The following is a 20,690-nucleotide window of genomic DNA, read 5'->3' as shown; positions in this document are numbered from 1 at the left end:
AGGCGGTCAGGTTGTCAGGCGGTGAGGGTGGTCAGGCGGTGAGGGCGGTGGCGAGCTGGGTCCGGGAACGGATGCCGAGCTTGCGGTAGACACGGCTCAGCACCGTCTCCACCGTCTTCACCGAGATGAACATCCGCCGCGCCGCCTCCTGATTGGTCGCTCCCGCGCGCACGAGCTCGGCCAGGCGCAGCTCGTGCGCGGTCAGGCCGCCTGCCGCAGACCCCTGCGGTGACCTCGGTGCCGTCGCCCGGCCCGTCAGATGGGCCAGGTGGTCATCCGCGAGCGCCCTCCACGGGCGGGCCTGCGCACCTTCGAACAGCTCGCGCGCGCACTCCCACGCGGAGCGCGCCGCGGCTGCCCGTCGTCTGCGGCGCTCGACACGGCCGCGCAACAGATGCGTGCGGCCCTCCTCCACCGGCAGACCGAGTCCTGCGAAGACGTCCGCCGCGTCGGCGAGCAGCTCCGCAGCCTCGTCGCCCGCGCCGTCCAGATGACGGCAGAGCCCGCGCGCCCTGGTGAGCGCGGCCCGCAGGGCGGCGTGCGCGGGGTGCGGGCCCACCTGTTCCCGCATGCGTTCCAGCAGATCGTGGGCCTTGTCCTCGCGGCCGCTGAGCGCGTACGCCTCCACGGCGTCGCCCTGCCAGCGCAGCAGGGACGGGTCGACCGCCCCGGACCGGGACTCCAGTTCCGCCACCTCGGCCAGTGTCTCCGCGGCTTCCTCGACGCGACCGGTGTGCAACTGGGCCGCCCCGAGGATCCAGAGACCTCGTGCCGTGTGCAGCGCGTCGCGCTCCTCGCGGGAGGCGCGTACGCCGTGGGCGGCGAGGCTCAGCGCGCGGGTGAAGGTGCCGCCGCAGGTCTGCGCCAGCGCGGCGGTGTACCAGGCGGGGCCCGGTGAAAGCCCGGCGGCCGCCGTGAGGTCGACGGCGCGGGCCGACCAGTGCAGGGCCTCGCCGCAGGCGCCACGCCCCGCGTCGACCTCGGCGAGGCTCCTCCACAGATCCACCAGGTCCTCGGCCTCCCCGGACTCCTCGGCGAGGGGCAGCAGGGGGAGGAGGAGCGACTGGGCCTCGCCCGGCCGGGCGTCGAAGACCGCGTGGCGGGCGGCGAGGTACTGCGGGCTGTTCCGTATGCCCAGCCGCTCCGGGGGCACGGCCAGCGCGAGGGCGCGCTCCAGGGTGGCGGAAGCCGCGTCGAGACGGCCCAGGACGCGCTGCATGCGGGCGGTCATCGTCAGCGCGGCGGCCTCCAGCGGTACGGCACGGGCCTGTTCGGCGAGAGTGGTGGCGACCTGTGCGTGGTGCAGGGCTCGGGCGAAGTCGTCGCCGGAGACGTTCTCCTGGACCGCCGTGCGCAGTTCGACGGCGGCGAGCAGCGCGGGGTCGTCGGCGGCGGTCCTGCGGGCGGTGGCGAGCACCGGGCGGGTGCCTGCCGTGTGCTGGCCGTGCGCGTCGACGACGGCCAGCAGAGCGTGCACCTGCTGGGCAGTGGTGCCGTGTTCCGCCACGATCCGGTCCGCCGCCAGCCGGGTCAGGGTCGCGGACCCCGCGGCCGCGGCTTCCCGCGCGGCCCCGGCGAGACGGTCCAGGCGCAGGCGGGGCCGGTCGGCCGGAGTGAGGCGGGCGGCGAGGAACAACAGCTCGGCCGCGCGCGGACGTTCTCCCGCCGCCCTGGCCGCGACGGCCGCCTGCGCGGTGTCCTCGGCGACGGCCCGGTCCGGGGACTCCTGGGCCAGCGCGGTGTGCAGCGCGCGGGCCACGGGGTCGTGGGAGCAGGCGGCGAGCGCGCGGTGGATCGCGGTGCGCCGTTCCCGGGTCAGCGTGGCGGCCGCGGCGTCCGCGAGGGCTGTCGCGGCGAACCGGTGGGGCGGGCCGGCACCGGCCGGGGCATGGTGCGTGGTGTCGTCCGCGGCGAGGAGCCCGGCGTCCAGGGCATGGGCGAGGTGGTCCTCCGCGTCGCGTCGCCCGGTGTGCCGCAGCAGGTCGGCGTCGCAGGTGCCCGCGAGCGCCGCGATCTGGAGCGTGGCGTGGACGTCGGCGGGGACGGAGGCGAGCCACGCGGCGGCCAGGTCGCGCACCCGCCGGGGCGGGACGGGCGGCCCCGGAGCGCCGGTCGCGTCGCCGGACCGGACGTCGGCGGGCAGGGCGCTGAACCATGCGTCGAGCAGGGCCCGGTGCCCGCCGCAGTGGCGGTGGACGGGCGCCGCCCAGCGCGTGGGCAGTCCGAGGCGCGCGCAGGCCGCGGTCGTCTCGGCGAGGTCCGCGAAGGGCACGGGCAGCACGGCCGGATGCCCGCCGAGCAGGGCGGCCGCGGCGCCCGGGTGCCCACCCGTGCGTTCGGCGGCGACGACGGTCAGCCGCGCAGGCGGCAGCGTACGGACGGCGTAGCCGATCACGGCCGCGCTGGCCGGGTCGAGCCACTGGGCACCGTCGATCAGGAGGAGGGCCGGAGGCCCTGCGTCGAGCAGCCGTGTCAGAGCGAGGCGCAGCCGCAGCGGGTCGTCGGTGACTCCGGGGAGGCCGGGTAGCTGCTCCCGGCCTCGGGCGGCGAGGTGCGCTCGTACCGGCGATGACTGAGCAGCTCCGCGTACGCGCGAATCGCCGACGGCGTGCGCACCTGGGCCGTCCGGCTCGCTCCGGACGGGCAGGGCAGGGGGGAGTGTCAGACCTCGGCCGCCCGGATCCTGGTCCAAGGCCCTTGATCCACCCCACCACCCGCAGTCGGCACCGGCCCCCTCCGCCTCCGCCTCAGCCCCCTCCGCCTCGGCCCCTGCCGCGCTGAGCAGCTGGACCAGCGCCCCGTAGGCGACCCCCGTGTCCCCCTCCTGCGTGTGCACCCGCAGCCAACGCCGCGTTGCCGGACCGAGCCGTCCGGCCGACGCCCGCTCGGCCAACGTGCCCAACAGGGTGCTCTTGCCCGCGCCCCAGGGGCCGCTGACCGCCAGCCGACCGTGGCGCTCCAGCAGCGAGGCGGCCTCGTGGACCACCGCGGCCCAGCCGCCCTCTGCCGTGCACGCTTCACCGTCCGCGTCCGTCCGTCTTCGCACACCGGGCACCGTAGGCGCACGTCCGTCCTGCCACAACGCCCCCGGACGCGACCCACGTGCAGGACAAGGGAACTCCCTGACACCTTCGCGGCCTCCCACGACGCCCCCCCCGCGAAGGCGGACGCACCTGAACCGCACGCGCACGGGCCCTCGTACGAGGTACGAGGACCCAGCGGTATACCCCCCGGCGTGAGCCCCGTCCGCCCCGTCCGCCCTGCCCCCGGTCGTTCCGCGTCCCCGGAGCGGCCGAGAGCAGGGGCCTTCCCGGATACCGCCGACGCCCCGGCTCCAGGACGCTGTGGCCCGTCCTGGACTGCGCACCGCACGTCCGGGGCGGCACCTGCCGAGCCTCGGGCGGCACCTGTCGAGCCCCGGCCGGCACCTGCCGAGCCCCGGGCGGCACACCCGACAACACCTGACGACCCGTCACTGACATGTCCGTGCTCTCTCCCCGAAAGGCACCCACTCATGCGCTCTCACTCACGCCGGCCGTTCCTCACGGGCCTCGTGGCCGCGGCAGCTCTCGCAGGGTTGGCCGCCATGCCGGTCCCCACGGCGCACGCCGACACCCCTGCACCTCCCTCACCGGGCCCGACGGGCCGACCTTCACTGCCCGCCGGGCTGCGCGCCGCCCTGGCGCGCGACCTCGGGCTCGACGCCGAGGGCGTCCGGGACCGGCTGGCCGACGAGAGCCGGGCCCAGCGCGCGGCGACAGCTGTCCGTGCCACCGTCGGGGACCGGGCCACGGCGCTCTGGTTCGACGCGGCCGACGGCCGCCTGCACGCGGCCGTCACCACGGACCGGGCCGCCGCGGAGGTGCGGGCCGCCGGAGCCGTACCACGCCAAGTGCACAGCACCCGCGCCGAGTTGGCGGCGACGGCCCGCACGGTCGGCACGTGGAGTCGCGGGGTAGCCGGCGTACGCTCATGGGGCCCCGACGCCCGCGCGGGACGGGTCGAGGTGGTCATCGATCCCACCGCGTCGACCACGGCCACCCGGCACCTGCGCACCAGGCTCGCCTCCCTCGGCGGCCGCATACGCGTGGTCGAGTCCCGCGATGTGCCCCGCCAGCAGGGCGGTGATGTGGTGGGCGGCGAGAAATGGACGCCCGGCAGCGAATCGCCCTGCTCGATCGGCTTCCCCGTGACGCGTACGAGCGGCGGCGGCAAGGCGTTCCTGACCGCGGGGCATTGCACCAACGACGTCGACCAGCCCGCGTACGGGAAGGACGGCACGCGTGTCGGCACCTCGAACAGCGACGGCTCGGCGTCGGTCAACGCCCGCGAGGGCGACATGGGCATCGTCGACGTGGACCGGTCGGGCTGGTCACTGGCGGCCAGGGTCGCGGGCTGGGGCAAGGGGGACGTCGCCGTGACGGGCTCGGCGGAGGCGGTCGTGGGGACGGCCGTGTGCCACTCGGGCCAGACGACCGGCTACCAGTGCGGTGAGGTGACCAAGGTCGACCAGAGCGTCGACTACGGCAACGTCGTGATCGACGGGCTGTCCTACTCCAGCGCCTGCTCGGCCGGCGGTGACTCCGGCGGCAGCTACGTCACGGCGGCCGGGGGGCGCGCCGTGGGCCTGCACTCGGGCGGCGGCAGCGCCACGTGCAGCGGTGGCAGCGGCGAGAAGTTCACCATCTTCCAGCCGGTCAACGAGGCTTTGGCCAAGTTCGGCGCCCGGCTGGTGACGTCGACTCCGCAGCCCGGCGACGTGACCGTGGCGGCGGTGTCCGCACAGACCAGCGCCACTGGCACCCCGGTGGAACTGCGCAACAGTGCGGAGGGCGGCACGGCTCCGTACACGTGGAGCGCCGCCGGCCTGCCCGCGGGGCTGTCCGTCTCGCCGTCCAGCGGCACGGTCACGGGCACCCCGACGACCACGGGCACGTTCCAGGTCACGCTGACCGCGACGGACGCGGCCGGGAAGAAGGGGTCCACGTCCTTCTCCTGGAAGGTGACGGCCCCCGACACGGGCGCCCCGCAACTGGCGAATCCGGGCAGCCAGAACGTCTACCTGGGACGCCCGGTGAGCCTGCCGCTGAAGGCGACCGGCGGCACGGCTCCGTACACCTTCAGCGCGACGAACCTCCCGGCGGGGTTGTCCGTTCACTCGAGCACGGGGCTGATCTCCGGCACCCCGACGAGCTGGGGTTTCCGTAACGCGACGCTGACCGTGACGGACGCGGCGGGCAAGAAGGCGTCCGTGACCGTGACCTTCACGGTCTGGTCCTGACGCCCCCTGGCACACCGTCGGGCAGGCCCTGCTAGCCGGCGACGATGGCGCCGAGGATCATGCCGCCGATCAGTCCGACGGCGCCGACTATCAGGGCGATGGTGGAGAGCCGCTCGTGCCGGGCGAATTTGGCGATGACAGCCAGGATCAGCCCGCCCAGTCCGAAAACGATCGGCAGGAAGAGGAGACCGATCGCGCCCAGCACGATCGCGATGATGCTGAGCACGTTCTCGCTGGCGCCGCCCTTGGCCGGGGCGTGGTGCCGCCCGACCGGCTGGTTGCCGTACTGCGTAGTCATCTCTCGCTCCTTCAGGTCGGTCGCTCCAAGATCCGGTCCCAACGCGACCGGGCTGACACTCGATCGAGTGCCCCGAACTCCCGCTCCTATACGGCGAGTTGTATCCCGAGCCCCGACGCAGCGCCCGCTCGCCCGATCAACCGGCCCCCAGGCCGGAGTTACGCCCCCACCTGCGGCAACCGCTCACCGGTACGACCCACCCCGTTTATCGGATTGGTAAAGAACCCCCACCCCATCTGTTCTCAGCCACCCCACAGACGCAAGGATCCCCGTACTGATCGAATCTGCTCGAATCGATGTGCGGGAGGCCCGACGTGAGAAGGACCCCAGGGACCAGACGGCGGACGGCGGTGTTCGGATCCGCGGGGGCTCTTGTCGCCGCGACGCTGATAGCGGGCGCCGTCGCAGCCCCGACGGCGAACGCCGACGCGACGTCGACGGCACGGGCCGACGCGGCCCGCTCCGGCAAGGACCGTGAGACGCGCGGCGCCGTCCTCGCCGCGCAGCGCGCCGCCAAGGCCGGTATCGACTGGCGGGACTGCCCGGCCGACTGGGGGTTCGAGAAGCCCATCCAGTGCGGCTGGGTCACCGTCCCGGTCGACTACGCCAAGCCCGACGGCAAGAAGATCAAGATCGCCGTCGACCGCGCCGTCAGCACCGGCACCAAGGACGAGCGGCAGGGCGCCCTCGTCTACAACCCGGGCGGCCCCGGCGGCTCCGGCATGCGCTTCCCGCGCCGCGTCACCACCAAGAGCAAGCTGTGGGAGCAGACCTCCAAGGCGTACGACTTCGTGGGCTTCGACCCGCGCGGAGTCGGGCACTCCGCGCCCATCTCCTGCGTCGACCCGCAGGAGTTCGTGAAAGCGCCCAAGCTCGACCCGATCCCCGACAGCGAGGCGGACAAGCGCGCCCAGCGCAAGCTCGCCGCCGAGTACGCCGACGGCTGCCAGGAGCGCAGCGGCGACCTCCTGCCGCACATGACGACGCCCAACACCGCCCGCGACCTGGACGTCATCCGCGCCGCGCTCGGCGAGAAGAAGCTGAACTTCCTCGGCGTCTCCTACGGCACCTACCTGGGCGCGGTCTACAGCACCCTCTACCCGACGCACGTGCGCCGCATGATCTTCGACTCCGTGGTCAACCCGCGCACGGACAAGATCTGGTACGAGGTCAACCTCGACCAGGACGTCGCCTTCGAGAAGCGCCTCATCGACTGGATGAAGTGGGTCGCGAAGAACGACTCCGCCTTCCACCTCGGCGACACCTACACCAAGGTCCGCGCCCAGTGGGACACGCTGCGCGCCACCGCCAAGAAGCAGCCCCTGAACGGCGTCGTCGGCCCGGCCGAGCTGCACTCGTACTTCCAGAACGCGCCGTACTACGACTCGTACTGGGTCGAGATCGCCACGAACTGGAGCAAGTACGTCGCCGGTGACCCGAAACCCCTCATCGAGGCGGCGAGCCCCGACCTCTCCGACACCGCGGGCAACATCGCGAGCGAGAACGGCAACGCGGTCTACACCGCCGTCGAGTGTGCCGACGCCAAGTGGCCGCGCAGCTGGAAGAAGTGGGACCGCGACAACACCCGCATCCACCGGACCAGCCCCTTCATGACCTGGGGCAACGCCTGGATGAACCTGCCCTGCGCGACCTGGTCGAGCAAGCAGCAGCGTCCGATCGAGGTCGAGACCCACGAGGGCCTGCCGAAGACGCTGATCATGCAGTCCACGCGTGACGCCGCCACGCCGTACCCCGGCGCCGTCGAGCTGCACAAGCGCCTGAAGGGCTCCCGGCTGGTCACCGAGAAGGACGCCGGTTCGCACGGCATCACCAACCTCGCCAACCCGTGCCTGAACACCCGTGTCGACACCTATCTGTTGACCGGCAAGGTCGACGCCTCCGACGTCACCTGCGGCCCGCACGCCACGCCCAAGCCGTAGCGGAAGCGGAAGCGGGAGACTCGAGCGGCCGCTGTCGGAGCAACAGCTCCGGTGGCGGCCGTCGGCGTGCCCGGGGGTGGGTCAGGAGCGCCCTGGGCCCGCCAGCCATGCGTCCTCCGCCGCATAGTCGAACAGGTCGACCGACCGGTCGTAGTTCGCCGCCATCTTCGGGAACGCCTCGCGCCAGTCGCGGTCGCCCAGCCGCCCCACGAGCCAGTCGACCGTCTCTTCCAGGGCATCGGTGTACGACGTCACGGCGCGGTACCCCAGCTCCCGCTCCGCCGCCGACATGTCGTAGACGACCGGATGCGCCGCGCTCCAAGGAGTGACACCGACGTTCGTGGCCGGTGCCTCGCCCGGCACCGTCACCGTCTCGCTCCCGAACCCCATCACCGTGTCGATCGCCGCGCCGATCTCCGCGACCGTGAACGCCTCCGGATCAGCCGCGTTGAGGACCCGGGACCCGGGGCGCGCGGCTGCGAGCCGCACCAGCTCCGCGATGTTGTGGACGCTCACCGGATGGAAGCGGCTGCGTCCTCCATGCGTCAGGACGCGCGTGCGCCGTCCGTCCAGGTTCCGCTTCACGAAGTACAGCTCGCGCGGCGTGCGGCAGTACGGGCCGTAGATCGCGCCGGCCCGCAGCAGCGTCACCGGCAGGGCGTCGCCGAGCGCCAGGAGGTCCCGCTCTATCCCGATCTTGCGGGTGCCGTACGTCGCGTCGCCGGGCTCGACCGTGAGCTGGCTCTCCGGGATCGGCACGGGGTACTCGGGGAAGCCGTCGGGCTTGTCCTGGGTGTCGAAGCTGCGGCCCCGCCCGTCCGCGTAGACAGCTCCGCTGGACAGCACCACGGCCGACCCGATCCGGTCGGCGAACTCCACGTACTGCCGGGCATGCGCGGCTGTGAACGCCACCATGTCGACCACGAGGTCCACACCGTCGCCGAGCACGCCCGCGAGCGCCGCGTCGTCCTCCCGGTCGAGCCGCACTGCCCGTACGTCCCCGGGCCACCGCTCGTCACGCCCCGCGCCCCGCGACGCGGCCCGCACCGCCCAGCCGTCCTCGGCGAGGACCCGCGCCGCCACCCGCCCGATCTGCCCCGTCGCCCCGATCACCAATGCGCTCTTCATGATCGGACCGTATGTCCTGGCCGGCGCCCGCTGAAGGGCGCTCTGCTCTCAGCAGACGGACCGGGTCGCCCGTGCGCCGCGTGCCCGGGAAGCGCATGCGGCGGCGCTGCCTCTTTCGGGTGCCGTCCCGGGGAGAGGCCCCGGTGTTCCTCGGTCGGCGGCGAGGGTGGGGTGCGTCCGGATTCCATACGGTGCGGCGCCGCGAGGGGCGCACCCGTGCCGGGAGCCCCTCAGCTCAACGGCATCCGCGGACGCCTCCGCGGCTCCTTGCCTCCGGCCGCCGCGCGCTCGCGTTCCGCTTCCGCCGCCTCCTCCGCCTTCACGACGGCCGCGTACTTGTCGACGTACTCCTGCCCGGAGAGTCCGAGGATCGCGTACATGATCTCGTCGGTGACGGCTCGCAGGACGGCCTTCTCGCCGTCCATGCCGACGTAGCGCGTGAAGTCGAGCGGCTCGCCGAAACGAATCGTCACCCGCTTGAACTTGGGGAACTTCCGGCCGGGCGGCTGTGCCTCGAAGGTGCCGATCATGGCGCACGGGACCACCGGCACCTGCGCCTTGAGCGCCATCGCCGCCACGCCGACCTTGCCCTTGTACAGCCGCCCGTCGTGCGAGCGGGTGCCCTCCGGATAGATGCCGAGCAGTTCGCCCTTGCGCAGCACGCCGAGGCCCTCGCGGATCGCCGCCCGGCCCGCCTCCTTGCCGGAGCGGTCCACCGGGATCTGCCCCGCGCTGCGGAAGAACGCGGCCGTCAGGCGGCCCTTGAGGCCCGGCCCCGTGAAGTACTCGGCCTTCGCGAGGAAGGTGATGCGGCGCTTGATGATCGCCGGCATCAGGAAGTGATCGGAGAACGACAGGTGGTTGCCCGCGACGATCGCCGCGCCGCCGTCCGGCACATGTTCCAGGCCCTCGATTCTGGGCCGGAACATCAGCCGGAGCAGCGGGCCGAGGATCACGTGCTTGAGCAGTAGGTAGAACATGGCGGCCGCCTTCCCCCTGGTCCCGGTGCCGACGCACAGTAGTCAATCGATGGCGCGGAGGCGAGAGCCCGTTCGGGCCCTTGCGTGCGGCCGGGTGGCCGAACGACCGGCGTGGCGGCGCGACGTACGCCGCCGGTGAGGGGTGCCGTGGCTACTCCCCGGTGTCGTCCGACGCCACGGAACGTCACCGCCGCCGTCACATCCGACGCGTACCCCGGAGGTCTCCCATGCGCTCGCTTCCCCTCGCGGCCGCCGCCTGCCTGCTGGCTCTCGGCGGGCTCGGGCCCGCCCATGCCGCCGACAGCGCCGCCCCCGCCCCGAAGCGCGGGCTCTTCCTCACCGTCTCGGGCGCCGAGAACACCTGGATCCGCGGCGTGCTGCTGCGCTGCGTACCCGAACCCGCCGGGGCCCACCCGCAGGCGGCCCAGGCGTGCGAGGCGGTCGCGCTGGCCGGGGGAGACTTCGACGAGCTGCCGGGCGACCCGCACGCCTGTACGAAGGAATTCGACCCGGTGACGGCGACGGCGACCGGGTCGTACCGAGGCAAGGCGGTCGCCTGGCGCAAGACGTATCCGAACGCCTGCGCCCTGGACGCGGACACGGGCCACGTGTTCCGCTTCTGAGCCCCTCGAGCGACCGGTGCGCGCCGTCACGCTCACGCGGTCCGCGACAGCACCATCGCCAGCGTGATCAGACCGAGCACCACCCAGCCGAACCACAACCAGCCGTTGCTTCCGAGCGTCACCGTGTAGGCCGTCACCATGACGAGGCCTCCGATGGTGAACCCACCCATCGTCTTCGTGGAACCGGGCATCGCTCAGCCTCCTCCCGGCAGCCTGCGGCGCCCACGCGCCCAGACCGCGGTCCGAAGACCATCGTCACCCGGGAAGCCCCTCTGGCGCTAGCGTCCGCGAGCGGCCAGTGAGGCCAGATAGGCGTTGTACGCCTCCAGCTCCTTGTCGCCGTCGCGGTCCGCGGCACGGTCCTTGCGGCGTGCCTCGCGGTCGTCGGAGCGCCGCCACTGGAAGAGGAGGGCGACCAGGACCACCACGGACGGGATCTCGCTGAACGCCCAGGCGATGCCGCCCGCGGCCTCCTGGTCGGCGAGCGCGTCGATGCCCAGCGAGGCGGGCGGGTGCATGTACGTGCCGATCATCGGCTGGCTCGCCATCATCAGCGCGATGCCGAAGAACGCGTGGAACGGCATGCCCGCGAACAGCTCGAGCATCCGCATGATGTAGCCGGGGCGGTGCGGTCCCGGGTCGACGCCCATGATCGGCCAGAAGAAGACCAGGCCGACGGCGAGGAAGTGGACCATCATCCCGATGTGGCCCGCCTTGGAGCCCATCAGCGTGTCGAAGAGCGGCGTGAAGTAGAGCGCGTACAGGCTGGCGATGAACAGCGGGATCGTGAACGCCGGATGCGTGATGATCTTGATGTAGCGGCTGTGGAGGAGCCACAGGAGCCACTCGCGCGGGCCCTTGCGGCCGCGCCCCGCCGCGGGCAGCGCACGCAGCGCGAGCGTGATCGGTGCGCCGAGCAGCAGCAGGATCGGCGACAGCATGCTGATCACCATGTGCTGCACCATGTGCACGCTGAACATGACCATGCCGTAGTCATTGAGCTTGGTGCACATCACCAGGAGCACGGTCAGGATGCCGATCACGAACGAGACCGTGCGGCCGACCGGCCACTTGTCGCCGCGCCGCACGAGCCGCGCCACGCCCCACCCGTACAGGGCGAGGGCCACCAGGCAGCCGATGAGGAAGAAGGGGTCGGCCGACAGCTCGAGGCCTCGCCCCAGCGTGAACGGCGGCAGATCCATGTTCATGCCGTGCCCGCTGTGATCCATCCAGTGGCTCCTGATTCGTGCGGATTGTGCGACGTGTGTCGGCACCAGAGTAGAACTGCCCCCGGCCGCTGACGCGACCGGGGGCAGGAGTTCGAGGGCGACCGGACTACAGCACGCACTCCGCTTCGGCGTACCGCTCCTCGGGCACCGTCTTCAGCGTCTCCACGGCCTCCGCGAGCGGCACCATCGTGATGTCCGTGCCGCGCAGCGCCGTCATGTTGCCGAACTCGCCGCGGTGCACGGCCTCCACGGCGTGCCAGCCGAAGCGGGTCGCGAGGACGCGGTCGTACGCCGTGGGGGTGCCGCCGCGCTGGACGTGGCCGAGGATGACCGGACGGGCCTCCTTGCCGAGGCGCTGCTCCAGTTCGAGGGAGAGCTGGCGGGCGATGCCGGCGAACCGCTCGTGGCCGTAGACGTCCTTGCCGCCCACGTCGAACTCCATGGAGCCCTCACGGGGCTTGGCGCCCTCGGCGGCCACGACGATCGCGAACTTCTTGCCCGCGGAGAAGCGTTCGCCGACCTTCGCGGCCAGCTCCTCGATGTCGAAGGGGCGCTCGGGGACGACGATCGCGTGCGCGCCCGCTGCCATGCCCGAGTGCAGGGCGATCCACCCGGTGTGCCGGCCCATCACCTCGACGATGAGCACGCGCTGGTGCGACTCGGCGGTGGTCTTAAGGCGGTCGAGGGCCTCCGTCGCCACGCCGACGGCCGTGTCGAAGCCGAAGGTGACGTCCGTGACGGCGATGTCGTTGTCGATGGTCTTGGGGACTCCCACGATGGGCAGGCCCGCGTCGGAGAGGAGCCGCGCCGCCTTGAGGGTGCCCTCGCCGCCGATCGGGATGATCGCGTCGAGACCCAGCTCGGCGACGTGCCCCTTGGCGCGCTCCACACCGTCCCGCAGGTGCGCGGGCTGGACGCGCGAGGAGCCGAGGATGGTGCCGCCGCGGGCGAGGATGCCGCCCACCGCGTCGAGGTCCAGCTTGCGGTAGTCGCATTCCAGGAGGCCTTTCCAGCCGTCGTGGAAGCCGATGACCTCGTCGCCGTGGTCCGCCACCGCGCGGTGCACGACGGAGCGGATGACGGCGTTCAGGCCGGGGCAGTCGCCGCCGGAGGTCAGGACACCAATGCGCATGGCCCGGAATACCTTTGCAACGTGGGTCGATGACCGGACCACGTCGTCCGGCTGGATCCCCGCCACCCTATAGGCGCCGGGGGGCCGGGCCGCACCTGGCGTCCGAGGGCTGGACGCCCCCGCTCACATGTGCGGGCGGGGCGTCAGGCGGGCCCTCGGACGCCAGGGGCGACGGGAGTGTTACGCGGGCTGCTGGGCGGCGTTGATGCGCTCGGCGCGCAGCGCCTCGTACCAGCGGTCGTCCGTCGGCGGCAGCGCGTTCACGTCGAGGGCCAGCTTCAGGAGCAGGTCCGCGATGAGCGGGTTGCGGGCGAGGACGGGGCCGTGCATGTACGTGCCGAAGACCGTGCCGTTGTACGCGCCCTCGGTGCCGTCGCCCGTGCCGTTGCCGCGGCCGAGCGTCACGCGGGCGAACGGCCGCGCGGCCGGGCCGACGTGCGTGATGCCCTGGTGGTTCTCGAAGCCCGTCAGCGGCGGCAGGCCGAGCTGCGGGTCGATGTCGGCGAGCACGTCGCCGACGCACCGGTCGCCCTCGCCGCGGGTGGAGACCACGTCGAGGAGACCGAGGCCCGGCTCGCGCTGGCCGAGGTCGTTGATGAACTCGTTGCCGAGGATCTGGTAGCCGGCGCAGACCGAGAAGACGATCGCGCCGTTGCCGACGGCGCGCTGCAGGCCGCCGTCGCGGCGCAGCCGCTCGGCCGCGAGCCGCTGCGGGCGGTCCTCGCCGCCGCCGATCAGGTAGATGTCGCCGGAGGTGGGCACCGGCTGGTCGCTGCGCACGTCGTAGCGCTCGACCTGGAGGCCGCGCTGACGCGCGCGGCGCTCCACGACCAGGGCGTTGCCCTGGTCTCCGTACGTGCTCAGCAGGTCGGGGTAGACCCACACCAGCCGCAGGCTGTTGTCGCTCATGCTCATGTCCTTATCCGGGCGGGTCAGTTGCCGACGCGGCGGCGCAGGTCCTGGAACGCGGTGTAGTTCGCGATCGTCTCGATGCGTCCCGGCGGGGCGAACTGCACCGCCTCGTCGACGCTCTCGCAGACCCGGAAGTCCAGGCCCGCGACCTCGAGGCGCACGGCGAGGTCCAGCTTGCGGTCGCCGAGCACGAAGATCGGGTGACCGGCGAGCCGGGTGTAGTCGACGTCCCAGAGCCAGGAGGTGTCCGTGCCGTCGGCGCCGCGCGCGTTCACGGAGAGGATCACCGGGGTCGGCGGCGGGTCGATCAGCGAAAACGTTTCGAGCCAGCCCGCGGGGTTCTTGGCGAGCAGCAGACGCAGGTCGCGGCCCTGGAACTGCACGACGTCGTAGCGTCCGGCGACCGCCTGCACCTGGTACATGCGCTCGAGGGCGACCTGCGGCGGCACGCCGAAGACGGCGGCCACGGCGGCCGACGAGGCGGCGTTGGCCTTGTTCGCCCGGCCCGGCAGCTGCAGGTGGATCGGCCACGCGGAGCCGTGCGGGTCGAGGACGTGGTCGCCGGAGAGCACCCAGCTGGGCGCCGGGCGGCGGAAGCCGCACTCGCCGCAGTACCAGTCGTCCCCGGGGCGCTGCATGACGCCGCCGCAGGACGGGCACGACCAGGCGTCGTCCTTCCACTCCTGGCCGGCCGCCACCCACACCACGTTCGGCGAGGAGGAGGCCGCCCAGACGACCAGCGGGTCGTCGGCGTTGGCGATGATCACGGCCTTGGAGCCGGCCAGGCCCTCGCGCCACTTCTCGGCGAGCATGCGGGTCTCCGCGGCGCGGTCCAGCTGGTCGCGGGAGAGGTTGAGCAGGGCGATCGCCTTGGGGTCGACGTCACGGGCGACGCCCGCGAGGTACTTCTCGTCGACCTCGATCACACCGAACCTGGCGTCCGAGCCGCCGGCCAGCGCCGAGGTGATTCCGGCGGGCATGTTCGCACCGAGCGCGTTCGAGACGACCGGGCCGCTGGCCCGCAGCGCCTCGGCGATCAGGCGCGTGGTGGTCGTCTTGCCGTTGGTGGCCGACACGAGGACGACGTCCAGGTGCGTGGCGAGCCGCCCGAGCAGTTCGGGGTCGAGCCTGAGCGCGACCTTGCCGCCGATCACCGATCCGCTGCCGCGGCCCGCTGCCCGGGACACCGCCGCGGCCGCCTTGCCCGCCGTCACGGCCAGCTTGGCCCGCGGCGACAGCGGGTCCGTGTTGCCTGACATCTGTCGAGATCCTCCTTGCGTACGGCGCCGCGCCTGCCCCCGGCATCGTTTCGCTGCTCAGCCTATCGAGATCCATCTGCAAGCCCGAATTGCGGCACCACCTCGGCACCTCGGCGGTGCCGCTCCGTCCCCTGGACCGTACTCTTGCCGCCATGCGACACGGCACGATCCCGGGCGCCTCGGGGCGCGTACGACCTCTGACCCTGCTCGGCGACCCGGTGCTGCACGCGCCGTGCGAGGACGTCACCGACTTCGGCCCCGAACTGGCGCGCCTCGTCGAGGACATGTTCGCGACGATGTACGCCGCCAGGGGCGTCGGGCTCGCCGCGAACCAGATCGGCGTCGGCCGCCGGGTGTTCGTCTACGACTGCCCGGACGACGAGGACGTCCGTCACCTCGGGCACGTGGTCAACCCGAAGCTCGTCGAGGCGGACGGCGTGACGGTGCGCGGCCCTGAGGGCTGTCTCTCGCTGCCCGGGCTCGAAGCGGGCACGCCGCGCTTCGACCACGCCGTCGTCGAAGGCGTCGACGTGCGGGGGGAGCCGGTCCGGGTGCACGGGACGGGCTGGTTCGCCCGCTGTCTCCAGCACGAGTGCGACCACCTCGACGGCGGTGTCTACACCGACCGCGTCACGGGCTGGCGGCGCCGCAGGGTGCTGCGGGCCGTGGCCAAGGCCTCCTGGAACTCCTGACGGCCTCAGAACCCGGGACCTCCGACGCGGTTGCCCGCCGCCGCGAGCCGCCCCCACAGCAGGTCGGCGAGGCTGCGCACCAACTGGGCGCGGGGGCAGGGCCGTTCGCCGAGCCACCAGTCGCCCGCCGCGTGCATCATGCCGACGATGCCGTGTCCCCACACCCGGGCGAGTTCGGCGCTCTCCGGGCCGAGGTCGACGCGCTCCTCGATGACCTCCGCGAGCTCCTCGCCGAGCCGGCGGAGCAGGGGAGCCGAGTGCAGCCCGACGTCGAAGCCCTGCTCGCCGGGGGAGGGGGCCTCCGACGGATGCATGAGGAAGCGGTAGACCTGAGGGCGGGCCTCGATCGCCGCGAGGTAGGTGTCGAGCGTGGCCTCGACCCGTTCCCTGCGCTCGGCGGGCGCGTCGAGCGCGGCGCGCAGCGCTTCGAGGAGGGCGTCGGTGTGCCGCTTGGCGAGTGCCGCGTACAGGCCGCCCTTGTCGCCGAAGTGGCGGTACAGGATCGGCTTGGTGATGCCTGCCTCGGCGGCGATGGCGTTCATCGAGGCGCCGGGGCCGTCGCGGAGCACGACCCGGTCCGCGGCCTCGAGGAGCTCTCGCCGCCGGTGTTCCGCGGACCGTTGCTGATCGGTCCGCTGCGTGGTCTCCATCGTTTCTCCCCGCCCGTGCTGAATCGGTGACGCACGCGCAACGTAACACCCGTCGTCCGGTACGGATCGAACGGGCCATCGGGAGTTGACATGGACTACTGGCCGGTAACAGACTGCGGTTACCGCAAGTAACGCCGCAGATGATCGCAGGTCCTGGAGGGGTCATGGCCGAGTTCACCATGGAGCTCAACGACGAACAGAAGGAGGTCCGGGACTGGCTCCACGGGTTCGCCGCCGATGTGATCCGCCCCGCGGCCGCCGAGTGGGACGAGCGCGAGGAGACCCCGTGGCCCATCATCCAGGAAGCGGCGAAGCTGGGGATCTACTCGCTCGATTTCTATGCCCAGCAGTTCTTCGACCCCTCGGGCCTCGGCATCCCGATGGCGACCGAGGAGATCTTCTGGGGTGACGCGGGCATCGGCCTGTCCATCATGGGCACGGGCCTGGCCGCCGTCGGTGTGCTCGCCAACGGCACCGAGGAGCAGATCGGGACCTGGATCCCGCAGATGTACGGCGACGTGAACGACGTCAAGGTCGCCGCGTTCTGCTCGTCCGAGCCGGACGCCGGATCCGACGTGGCCGCCATGCGCACCCGTGCCGTCTACGACGAGGCCAAGGACGAGTGGGTCCTCAACGGCACGAAGACCTGGGCGACCAACGGCGGCATAGCCAACGTCCACGTCGTGGTCGCGGTCGTCGACCCCGAGCTCGGCTCGAAGGGCCACGCGTCCTTCATCGTCCCGCCGAACACCCCCGGCCTGTCCCAGGGCCAGAAGTTCAAGAAGCACGGCATCCGCGCCTCGCACACCGCCGAGGTCGTCCTCGAGGACGTCCGCGTCCCCGGGCACTGTCTGCTCGGCGGCAAGGAGAAGCTGGACGAGCGCATGGCCCGTGCGCGGGAGCGCGCCAAGTCCGGCGGCGAGCGCGTCAAGAACGCGGCGATGGCCACGTTCGAGGCCTCCCGCCCGGCGGTCGGCGCGATGGCCGTGGGCACGGCGCGCGCCGCGTACGAGGAGGCCCTGGAGTACGCCAAGACGCGCACCCAGTTCGGCCGCCCGATCATCGACAACCAGGGCATCGCCTTCCAGCTCGCCGACATGCGCACCCAGATCGACGCGGCCCGCCTCCTGGTGTGGCGCGCCTCCTGGATGGCCACCACGGGCAAGAAGTTCGAGTCGGCCGAGGGCTCCATGTCGAAGCTCTACGCGAGCGAGGTCGCCAAGAAGGTCACCGCGCAGGCGGTCCAGATCCTCGGCGGCAACGGCTTCACCCGCGAGTACCCGGTGGAGCGCATGCACCGCGACGCCGCCATCTACACGATCTTCGAGGGCACGAGCGAGATCCAGCGCCTGGTCATCGCGCGGACTCTCTCGGGAATGCCGATCCGCTAGGCGTGACACGCCTACGGGACATGCGGAGCCGAACACCGCAAGAAGCCCCTCACCCTCGTGGATGAGGGGCTTCTTGCGCAGGCGGGAGTGATTACTTCCGACGCCGGAAGGTCAACCAGATCCGCGCCGCGACCAGCCCGAGTACGACCACGCCGACGGTGATCTGTGCCCAGCGGGGGAGAGCGCCGGAACCGGGCAGGTACAGGGCGAGGGTGGTCACGTCGTGCTCCTTGTCGTCCAGGCGGCGTCGCGCAGCATACGCAGCCCGTTGAGGCCGACGACGACGGTCGAGCCCTCGTGGCCGAGAACTCCGAGCGGCAGGGGCAGGTCGCCCGCCAGGTCCCAGATGACCAGGCCGGAGATGAACGCCCCGGCGATGACCAAATTCTGCACCACCAGGCGGCGGGCCGCTCTGGACAGGGCGATGACCTTGGGGACGGTGGCGAGTTCGTCGCGGACGATGACGGCGTCGGCGGTCTCCAGGGCGAGGTCGGAGCCCGCGCGGCCCATGGCGATGCCGGTGTGGGCGACGGCGAGGGCCGGGGCGTCGTTGACGCCGTCACCGAGGACCAGCGTCCTGCGGCCGTGTGCCTCCAGGCGCCGCACGGCTTCGACCTTCTCCTGGGGCAGGAGCCCGGCGTGGACCTCGTCGTCGGTGATGCCGACCTCGGCGGCCAGGCGGGCGGCGGCGCGGGGGTTGTCGCCCGTCAGGAGCACGGGGGTGCGGCCGGTCAGTTTGGTCAGGCCGGCGACGGTCGCGGCGGCGTCGGGACGCAGCCGGTCGGCGATGCCGAGCACCCCCACCGGGACCTCGTCGAACAGGACGACGACGGCCGTACGGCCCCCGTCCTCCAGCTCGACCGCGATCTCGGTGGCGGCGTCCGTCGCCGTGTCGCCGTCGCGGTCGAGGAGCCGGGCGGGCGCGCCGACCGTGACCGTGTGACCCGCGACGGTCGCGGTGACACCGACGCCGGGCGTGGAGGTGAAGTCCCGCATGTCGGCGACGGGCAGGCCGCGGGTGCGGGCGGCGTCGACGACGGCACGGCCCAGGGGGTGTTCGCTGGGGTGCTCGGCGGCGGCGGCCGGCGCCAGCAGGGCGTCCTCGGTCAGTTCCGAACCGGGCACCGGTCGGATGTCGGTGACGCGAGGGGTGCCCTCGGTCAGGGTGCCGGTCTTGTCGAGGGCGACCGCGTCGACCTGCCCGAGACGCTCCATCACCACGGCGGACTTCACCAGGACGCCGTGACGTCCGGCGTTGGCGATCGCCGAGAGCAGCGGAGGCATCGTCGCCAGGACCACGGCGCACGGCGAGGCCACGATCATGAAGGTCATCGCCCGCAGCAGTGAGGCGGTCAGGTCCGCGCCGAACGCGAGGGGGACCAGGAAAACCGCCACCGTCGCGGCGACCATGCCCAGGCTGTACCGCTGCTCGATCTTCTCGATGAACAGCTGGGTGGGCGCCTTCGTCTCGGAAGCCTCCTCCACCATCGCCACGATCCGGGCGATCACCGAGTCCGAGGCATCCCGCTCGACCTCGACCCGCAGGGCCCCGGTGCCGTTCAGGGTGCCGGCGAACACCTCGTCCCCGGCCTTCTTCGCGGCCGGCAGCGGCTCACCGGTGATGGTGGACTGGTCCACCTCGCTGACCCCGGACAGCACGCGGCCGTCGGCGCCGACCCGCTCGCCGGGGCGGACCAGAACGGTGTCCCCGACCACCAAGTCCCGTGTGCGGACCGTCGATTCGCTGCCGTCGTCGGCGAGGCGGGTGGCTACGGTCGGCGCCGGGTCGAGCAGACCGCGTACCGCGTCCTGGGTCCGGGCGGTGGCCAAAGCCTCCAGAGCGCCGGAGGTGGCGAAGATGACGATCAGCAGTGCGCCGTCCATCGTCTGTCCGATCGAGGCCGCGCCGACGGCGGCGACGATCATCAGGAGATCCACATCCAGGGTCTTCTCCCGCAGGGCCGTCAGCCCCGCCCAGGCGGGCTCCCACCCGCCGGTGACGTAGGCGGCCGCGTAGAGAGGTCCCCACGTCCAGCCGGACGCTCCGGTCAGCTGGAGCGGCAGCGCGATCAGGAACAGCACCAGCGCCGCAGCGGCCCAGCGCGCTTCAGGCAGGGAGAACACCCTGGTACGTCGTTTGGCCACGGTTCGAGGGGCAGTCAGAGCTACCTGTTCGGGCCGCGGGAGCAGGTCGGAGGGCATGGCGAAGCAACCCCTTCGGGGCGGAGGACGGCGACACGGCTACCGTACAGGAACATCTGAACAGGTCTTCATGTATCGCCAGTATGATGGGCGCCATGGGTCACGGAGCCGACGCCAGGAACCACGCCACCCCCCGCGAGCGCCTGGACGCGGTGGGGGCCACTGACGTCGCCGCCACCCTGCAGGCCCTGGCGACCCCTTCGCGGCTGCGCATCCTGGCCCGCCTCCAGGAAGGCCCCTGCGCGGTCGGCGACCTCGCCGAGGCCGTGGGCATGGAAGCCTCCGCCTGCTCCCACCAGCTCCGCCTCCTGCGCAACCTCGGACTCGTCACCGGGGAACGCCGGGGCCGCTCCATCGTCTACGCCCTCTACGACGGTCACGTCGCCGAGCTTCTCGAGCAGGCCCTCTTCCACGTCGAGCACCTGCGACTCGGCCTGCGCGACGACCTCGCCGCCGGACGCTAAAACGCCGCGTGCCGTTGGCCGTTGGCCGGTGTCGCGGCGCGCGCCGGGGTGACGAGGTCGCACGCCGCGTCCCGGGTCTGCTCGGGCAGCATTCCGATGGGGCGGCCCGTCGAGCGTTCCGCGCTCTTGCGGGCCAGGTCGCCGACGATGTGCGCGGCGGGCTGGATCTCCTCGCGCGGGGAGAGGCGGGCTGCGTGCCCGGCCGTGGCGTGATGGGTCCGGGGGGTGTCGGCGAACGCCGCCGCCGTGGGCATGGCGACGGCGGCGAGCGCCGCGATGACGATCATGAGGGCCCTCAAGCGCACGCGGGTGGACATGGTCTCCTTCCTCCGGGTCGCTCCGGGTCGAGTGGAATGTCCACGAAGCTACGCACTCGACATCAAGACCTTGCGTAAGGGATATAACGGGCGCAAGGAGCATTCATCGCGAATTGGGTGCAATGGTGTGGGGAGGAGGTAGAAAGGAAGGCAGGCTTGCAAGTTTGACTTGCTATATCCTATCGTCGCCGT

19 protein-coding genes are annotated in these 20,690 nt (G+C 72.3%); 6 read left to right on the top strand and 13 right to left on the bottom strand.

Annotation, left to right across the window (positions count from 1 at the left end; all coding sequences use genetic code 11):
* Positions 1 to 31: 31 nt before the first annotated feature.
* Positions 32 to 3,046 (bottom strand): LuxR C-terminal-related transcriptional regulator, encoded by a 3,015-nt coding sequence (locus AC07DO_RS07745; RefSeq protein WP_479057753.1) that lies wholly within the window; start codon positions 3,044 to 3,046, stop codon positions 32 to 34.
* A 540-nt stretch (positions 3,047 to 3,586) separates the two neighbouring features.
* Between AC07DO_RS07745 and AC07DO_RS07740 the strand changes: the two genes are divergently transcribed.
* Positions 3,587 to 5,281, top strand: a complete 1,695-nt coding sequence (locus AC07DO_RS07740) for a putative Ig domain-containing protein (RefSeq protein ID WP_479057752.1) — start codon at positions 3,587 to 3,589, stop codon at positions 5,279 to 5,281.
* A gap of 31 nt (positions 5,282 to 5,312) precedes the next feature.
* On the opposite strand, the gene AC07DO_RS07735 is transcribed toward AC07DO_RS07740, so the two are convergent.
* Positions 5,313 to 5,579, bottom strand: a complete 267-nt coding sequence (locus AC07DO_RS07735; protein ID WP_479057751.1) for a hypothetical protein — start codon at positions 5,577 to 5,579, stop codon at positions 5,313 to 5,315.
* A 314-nt stretch (positions 5,580 to 5,893) separates the two neighbouring features.
* Between AC07DO_RS07735 and AC07DO_RS07730 the strand changes: the two genes are divergently transcribed.
* Positions 5,894 to 7,519, top strand: a complete 1,626-nt coding sequence (locus tag AC07DO_RS07730) for an alpha/beta hydrolase (RefSeq protein WP_479057750.1) — start codon at positions 5,894 to 5,896, stop codon at positions 7,517 to 7,519.
* Positions 7,520 to 7,600: 81 nt separating this feature from the next.
* Here the strand turns inward: AC07DO_RS07730 and AC07DO_RS07725 are convergent, their stop codons facing one another.
* Positions 7,601 to 8,647, bottom strand: a complete 1,047-nt coding sequence (locus AC07DO_RS07725; RefSeq protein WP_479057749.1) for an NAD-dependent epimerase/dehydratase family protein — start codon at positions 8,645 to 8,647, stop codon at positions 7,601 to 7,603.
* 230 nt (positions 8,648 to 8,877) lie between these two features.
* Positions 8,878 to 9,627, bottom strand: coding sequence for a lysophospholipid acyltransferase family protein (locus tag AC07DO_RS07720; protein WP_268769239.1), 750 nt, complete (start codon positions 9,625 to 9,627; stop codon positions 8,878 to 8,880).
* Between the two features lie 227 nt (positions 9,628 to 9,854).
* Here AC07DO_RS07720 and AC07DO_RS07715 point away from each other — a divergent pair, with 227 nt between their 5' ends.
* Complete coding sequence (locus AC07DO_RS07715; protein WP_479057748.1) at positions 9,855 to 10,250, top strand: SSI family serine proteinase inhibitor; 396 nt, start codon at positions 9,855 to 9,857, stop codon at positions 10,248 to 10,250.
* Positions 10,251 to 10,282: 32 nt separating this feature from the next.
* Here AC07DO_RS07715 and AC07DO_RS07710 read toward each other — a convergent pair whose 3' ends face one another.
* From AC07DO_RS07710 to AC07DO_RS07690, 5 genes are all read right to left on the bottom strand, one after another.
* Positions 10,283 to 10,441: a hypothetical protein gene (locus AC07DO_RS07710; protein WP_479057747.1), complete on the bottom strand. Its 159-nt coding sequence runs from the start codon at positions 10,439 to 10,441 to the stop codon at positions 10,283 to 10,285.
* A gap of 87 nt (positions 10,442 to 10,528) precedes the next feature.
* Positions 10,529 to 11,479, bottom strand: coding sequence for a cytochrome c oxidase assembly protein (locus tag AC07DO_RS07705; RefSeq protein ID WP_479057746.1), 951 nt, complete (start codon positions 11,477 to 11,479; stop codon positions 10,529 to 10,531).
* Positions 11,480 to 11,585: 106 nt separating this feature from the next.
* The gene (locus tag AC07DO_RS07700) at positions 11,586 to 12,611 is read right to left on the bottom strand and encodes a 6-phosphofructokinase (protein ID WP_479057745.1); all 1,026 of its coding nucleotides are present in this window, start codon (positions 12,609 to 12,611) and stop codon (positions 11,586 to 11,588) included.
* A 180-nt stretch (positions 12,612 to 12,791) separates the two neighbouring features.
* Entirely contained in the window at positions 12,792 to 13,520 is a 729-nt protein-coding gene (locus AC07DO_RS07695; protein WP_479057744.1) for a type 1 glutamine amidotransferase, read from the bottom strand.
* A 23-nt stretch (positions 13,521 to 13,543) separates the two neighbouring features.
* Positions 13,544 to 14,782 (bottom strand): MurT ligase domain-containing protein, encoded by a 1,239-nt coding sequence (locus AC07DO_RS07690; protein ID WP_479057743.1) that lies wholly within the window; start codon positions 14,780 to 14,782, stop codon positions 13,544 to 13,546.
* A gap of 152 nt (positions 14,783 to 14,934) precedes the next feature.
* Here AC07DO_RS07690 and def point away from each other — a divergent pair, with 152 nt between their 5' ends.
* On the top strand, positions 14,935 to 15,474 hold the full coding sequence (gene def, locus AC07DO_RS07685; RefSeq protein WP_479057742.1) for a peptide deformylase: 540 nt from the start codon (positions 14,935 to 14,937) through the stop codon (positions 15,472 to 15,474).
* Positions 15,475 to 15,479: 5 nt separating this feature from the next.
* Here the strand turns inward: def and AC07DO_RS07680 are convergent, their stop codons facing one another.
* Positions 15,480 to 16,124, bottom strand: coding sequence for a TetR/AcrR family transcriptional regulator (locus tag AC07DO_RS07680; protein ID WP_150181992.1), 645 nt, complete (start codon positions 16,122 to 16,124; stop codon positions 15,480 to 15,482).
* 164 nt (positions 16,125 to 16,288) lie between these two features.
* Here AC07DO_RS07680 and AC07DO_RS07675 point away from each other — a divergent pair, with 164 nt between their 5' ends.
* On the top strand, positions 16,289 to 17,515 hold the full coding sequence (locus tag AC07DO_RS07675; RefSeq protein ID WP_150181991.1) for an acyl-CoA dehydrogenase family protein: 1,227 nt from the start codon (positions 16,289 to 16,291) through the stop codon (positions 17,513 to 17,515).
* A gap of 91 nt (positions 17,516 to 17,606) precedes the next feature.
* Here the strand turns inward: AC07DO_RS07675 and AC07DO_RS07670 are convergent, their stop codons facing one another.
* Both AC07DO_RS07670 and AC07DO_RS07665 read right to left on the bottom strand, forming a co-directional pair.
* On the bottom strand, positions 17,607 to 17,735 hold the full coding sequence (locus AC07DO_RS07670) for a hypothetical protein (protein WP_479057741.1): 129 nt from the start codon (positions 17,733 to 17,735) through the stop codon (positions 17,607 to 17,609).
* Complete coding sequence (locus AC07DO_RS07665; protein WP_479057740.1) at positions 17,732 to 19,717, bottom strand: heavy metal translocating P-type ATPase; 1,986 nt, start codon at positions 19,715 to 19,717, stop codon at positions 17,732 to 17,734. Before AC07DO_RS07665 ends, AC07DO_RS07670 begins: the two co-directional genes overlap by 4 nt.
* Positions 19,718 to 19,812: 95 nt before the next feature.
* Between AC07DO_RS07665 and AC07DO_RS07660 the strand changes: the two genes are divergently transcribed.
* Entirely contained in the window at positions 19,813 to 20,181 is a 369-nt protein-coding gene (locus AC07DO_RS07660) for an ArsR/SmtB family transcription factor (protein ID WP_479057739.1), read from the top strand.
* On the opposite strand, the gene AC07DO_RS07655 is transcribed toward AC07DO_RS07660, so the two are convergent.
* Entirely contained in the window at positions 20,178 to 20,498 is a 321-nt protein-coding gene (locus tag AC07DO_RS07655) for a hypothetical protein (protein ID WP_479057738.1), read from the bottom strand. The genes AC07DO_RS07660 and AC07DO_RS07655 overlap by 4 nt on opposite strands.
* Between the last annotated feature and the right edge of the window lie 192 nt (positions 20,499 to 20,690).

It is taken from the genome of Streptomyces sp. NPDC045678, assembly GCF_056432085.1.
The sequence above is the reverse complement of the archived record's forward strand: the minus strand, read 5'-3'. Positions and strand labels throughout refer to the sequence as shown.

Bases quoted from the DNA above. Each gene is read 5' to 3' on its own strand.
- AC07DO_RS07740 (WP_479057752.1), top strand. From the start codon at position 3,587: ATGCCGGTCCCCACGGCGCACGCCGACACCCCTGCACCTCCCTCACCG.
- AC07DO_RS07735 (WP_479057751.1), bottom strand. From the start codon at position 5,579: ATGACTACGCAGTACGGCAACCAGCCGGTCGGGCGGCACCACGCCCCG.
- AC07DO_RS07725 (WP_479057749.1), bottom strand. From the start codon at position 8,647: ATGAAGAGCGCATTGGTGATCGGGGCGACGGGGCAGATCGGGCGGGTG.
- AC07DO_RS07720 (WP_268769239.1), bottom strand. From the start codon at position 9,627: ATGTTCTACCTACTGCTCAAGCACGTGATCCTCGGCCCGCTGCTCCGG.
- AC07DO_RS07715 (WP_479057748.1), top strand. From the start codon at position 9,855: ATGCGCTCGCTTCCCCTCGCGGCCGCCGCCTGCCTGCTGGCTCTCGGC.
- AC07DO_RS07710 (WP_479057747.1), bottom strand. From the start codon at position 10,441: ATGCCCGGTTCCACGAAGACGATGGGTGGGTTCACCATCGGAGGCCTC.
- AC07DO_RS07705 (WP_479057746.1), bottom strand. From the start codon at position 11,479: ATGGATCACAGCGGGCACGGCATGAACATGGATCTGCCGCCGTTCACG.
- AC07DO_RS07700 (WP_479057745.1), bottom strand. From the start codon at position 12,611: ATGCGCATTGGTGTCCTGACCTCCGGCGGCGACTGCCCCGGCCTGAAC.
- AC07DO_RS07695 (WP_479057744.1), bottom strand. From the start codon at position 13,520: ATGAGCGACAACAGCCTGCGGCTGGTGTGGGTCTACCCCGACCTGCTG.
- AC07DO_RS07690 (WP_479057743.1), bottom strand. From the start codon at position 14,782: ATGTCAGGCAACACGGACCCGCTGTCGCCGCGGGCCAAGCTGGCCGTG.
- def (WP_479057742.1), top strand. From the start codon at position 14,935: ATGCGACACGGCACGATCCCGGGCGCCTCGGGGCGCGTACGACCTCTG.
- AC07DO_RS07680 (WP_150181992.1), bottom strand. From the start codon at position 16,124: ATGGAGACCACGCAGCGGACCGATCAGCAACGGTCCGCGGAACACCGG.
- AC07DO_RS07675 (WP_150181991.1), top strand. From the start codon at position 16,289: ATGGCCGAGTTCACCATGGAGCTCAACGACGAACAGAAGGAGGTCCGG.
- AC07DO_RS07665 (WP_479057740.1), bottom strand. From the start codon at position 19,717: ATGCCCTCCGACCTGCTCCCGCGGCCCGAACAGGTAGCTCTGACTGCC.
- AC07DO_RS07660 (WP_479057739.1), top strand. From the start codon at position 19,813: ATGGGTCACGGAGCCGACGCCAGGAACCACGCCACCCCCCGCGAGCGC.
- AC07DO_RS07655 (WP_479057738.1), bottom strand. From the start codon at position 20,498: ATGTCCACCCGCGTGCGCTTGAGGGCCCTCATGATCGTCATCGCGGCG.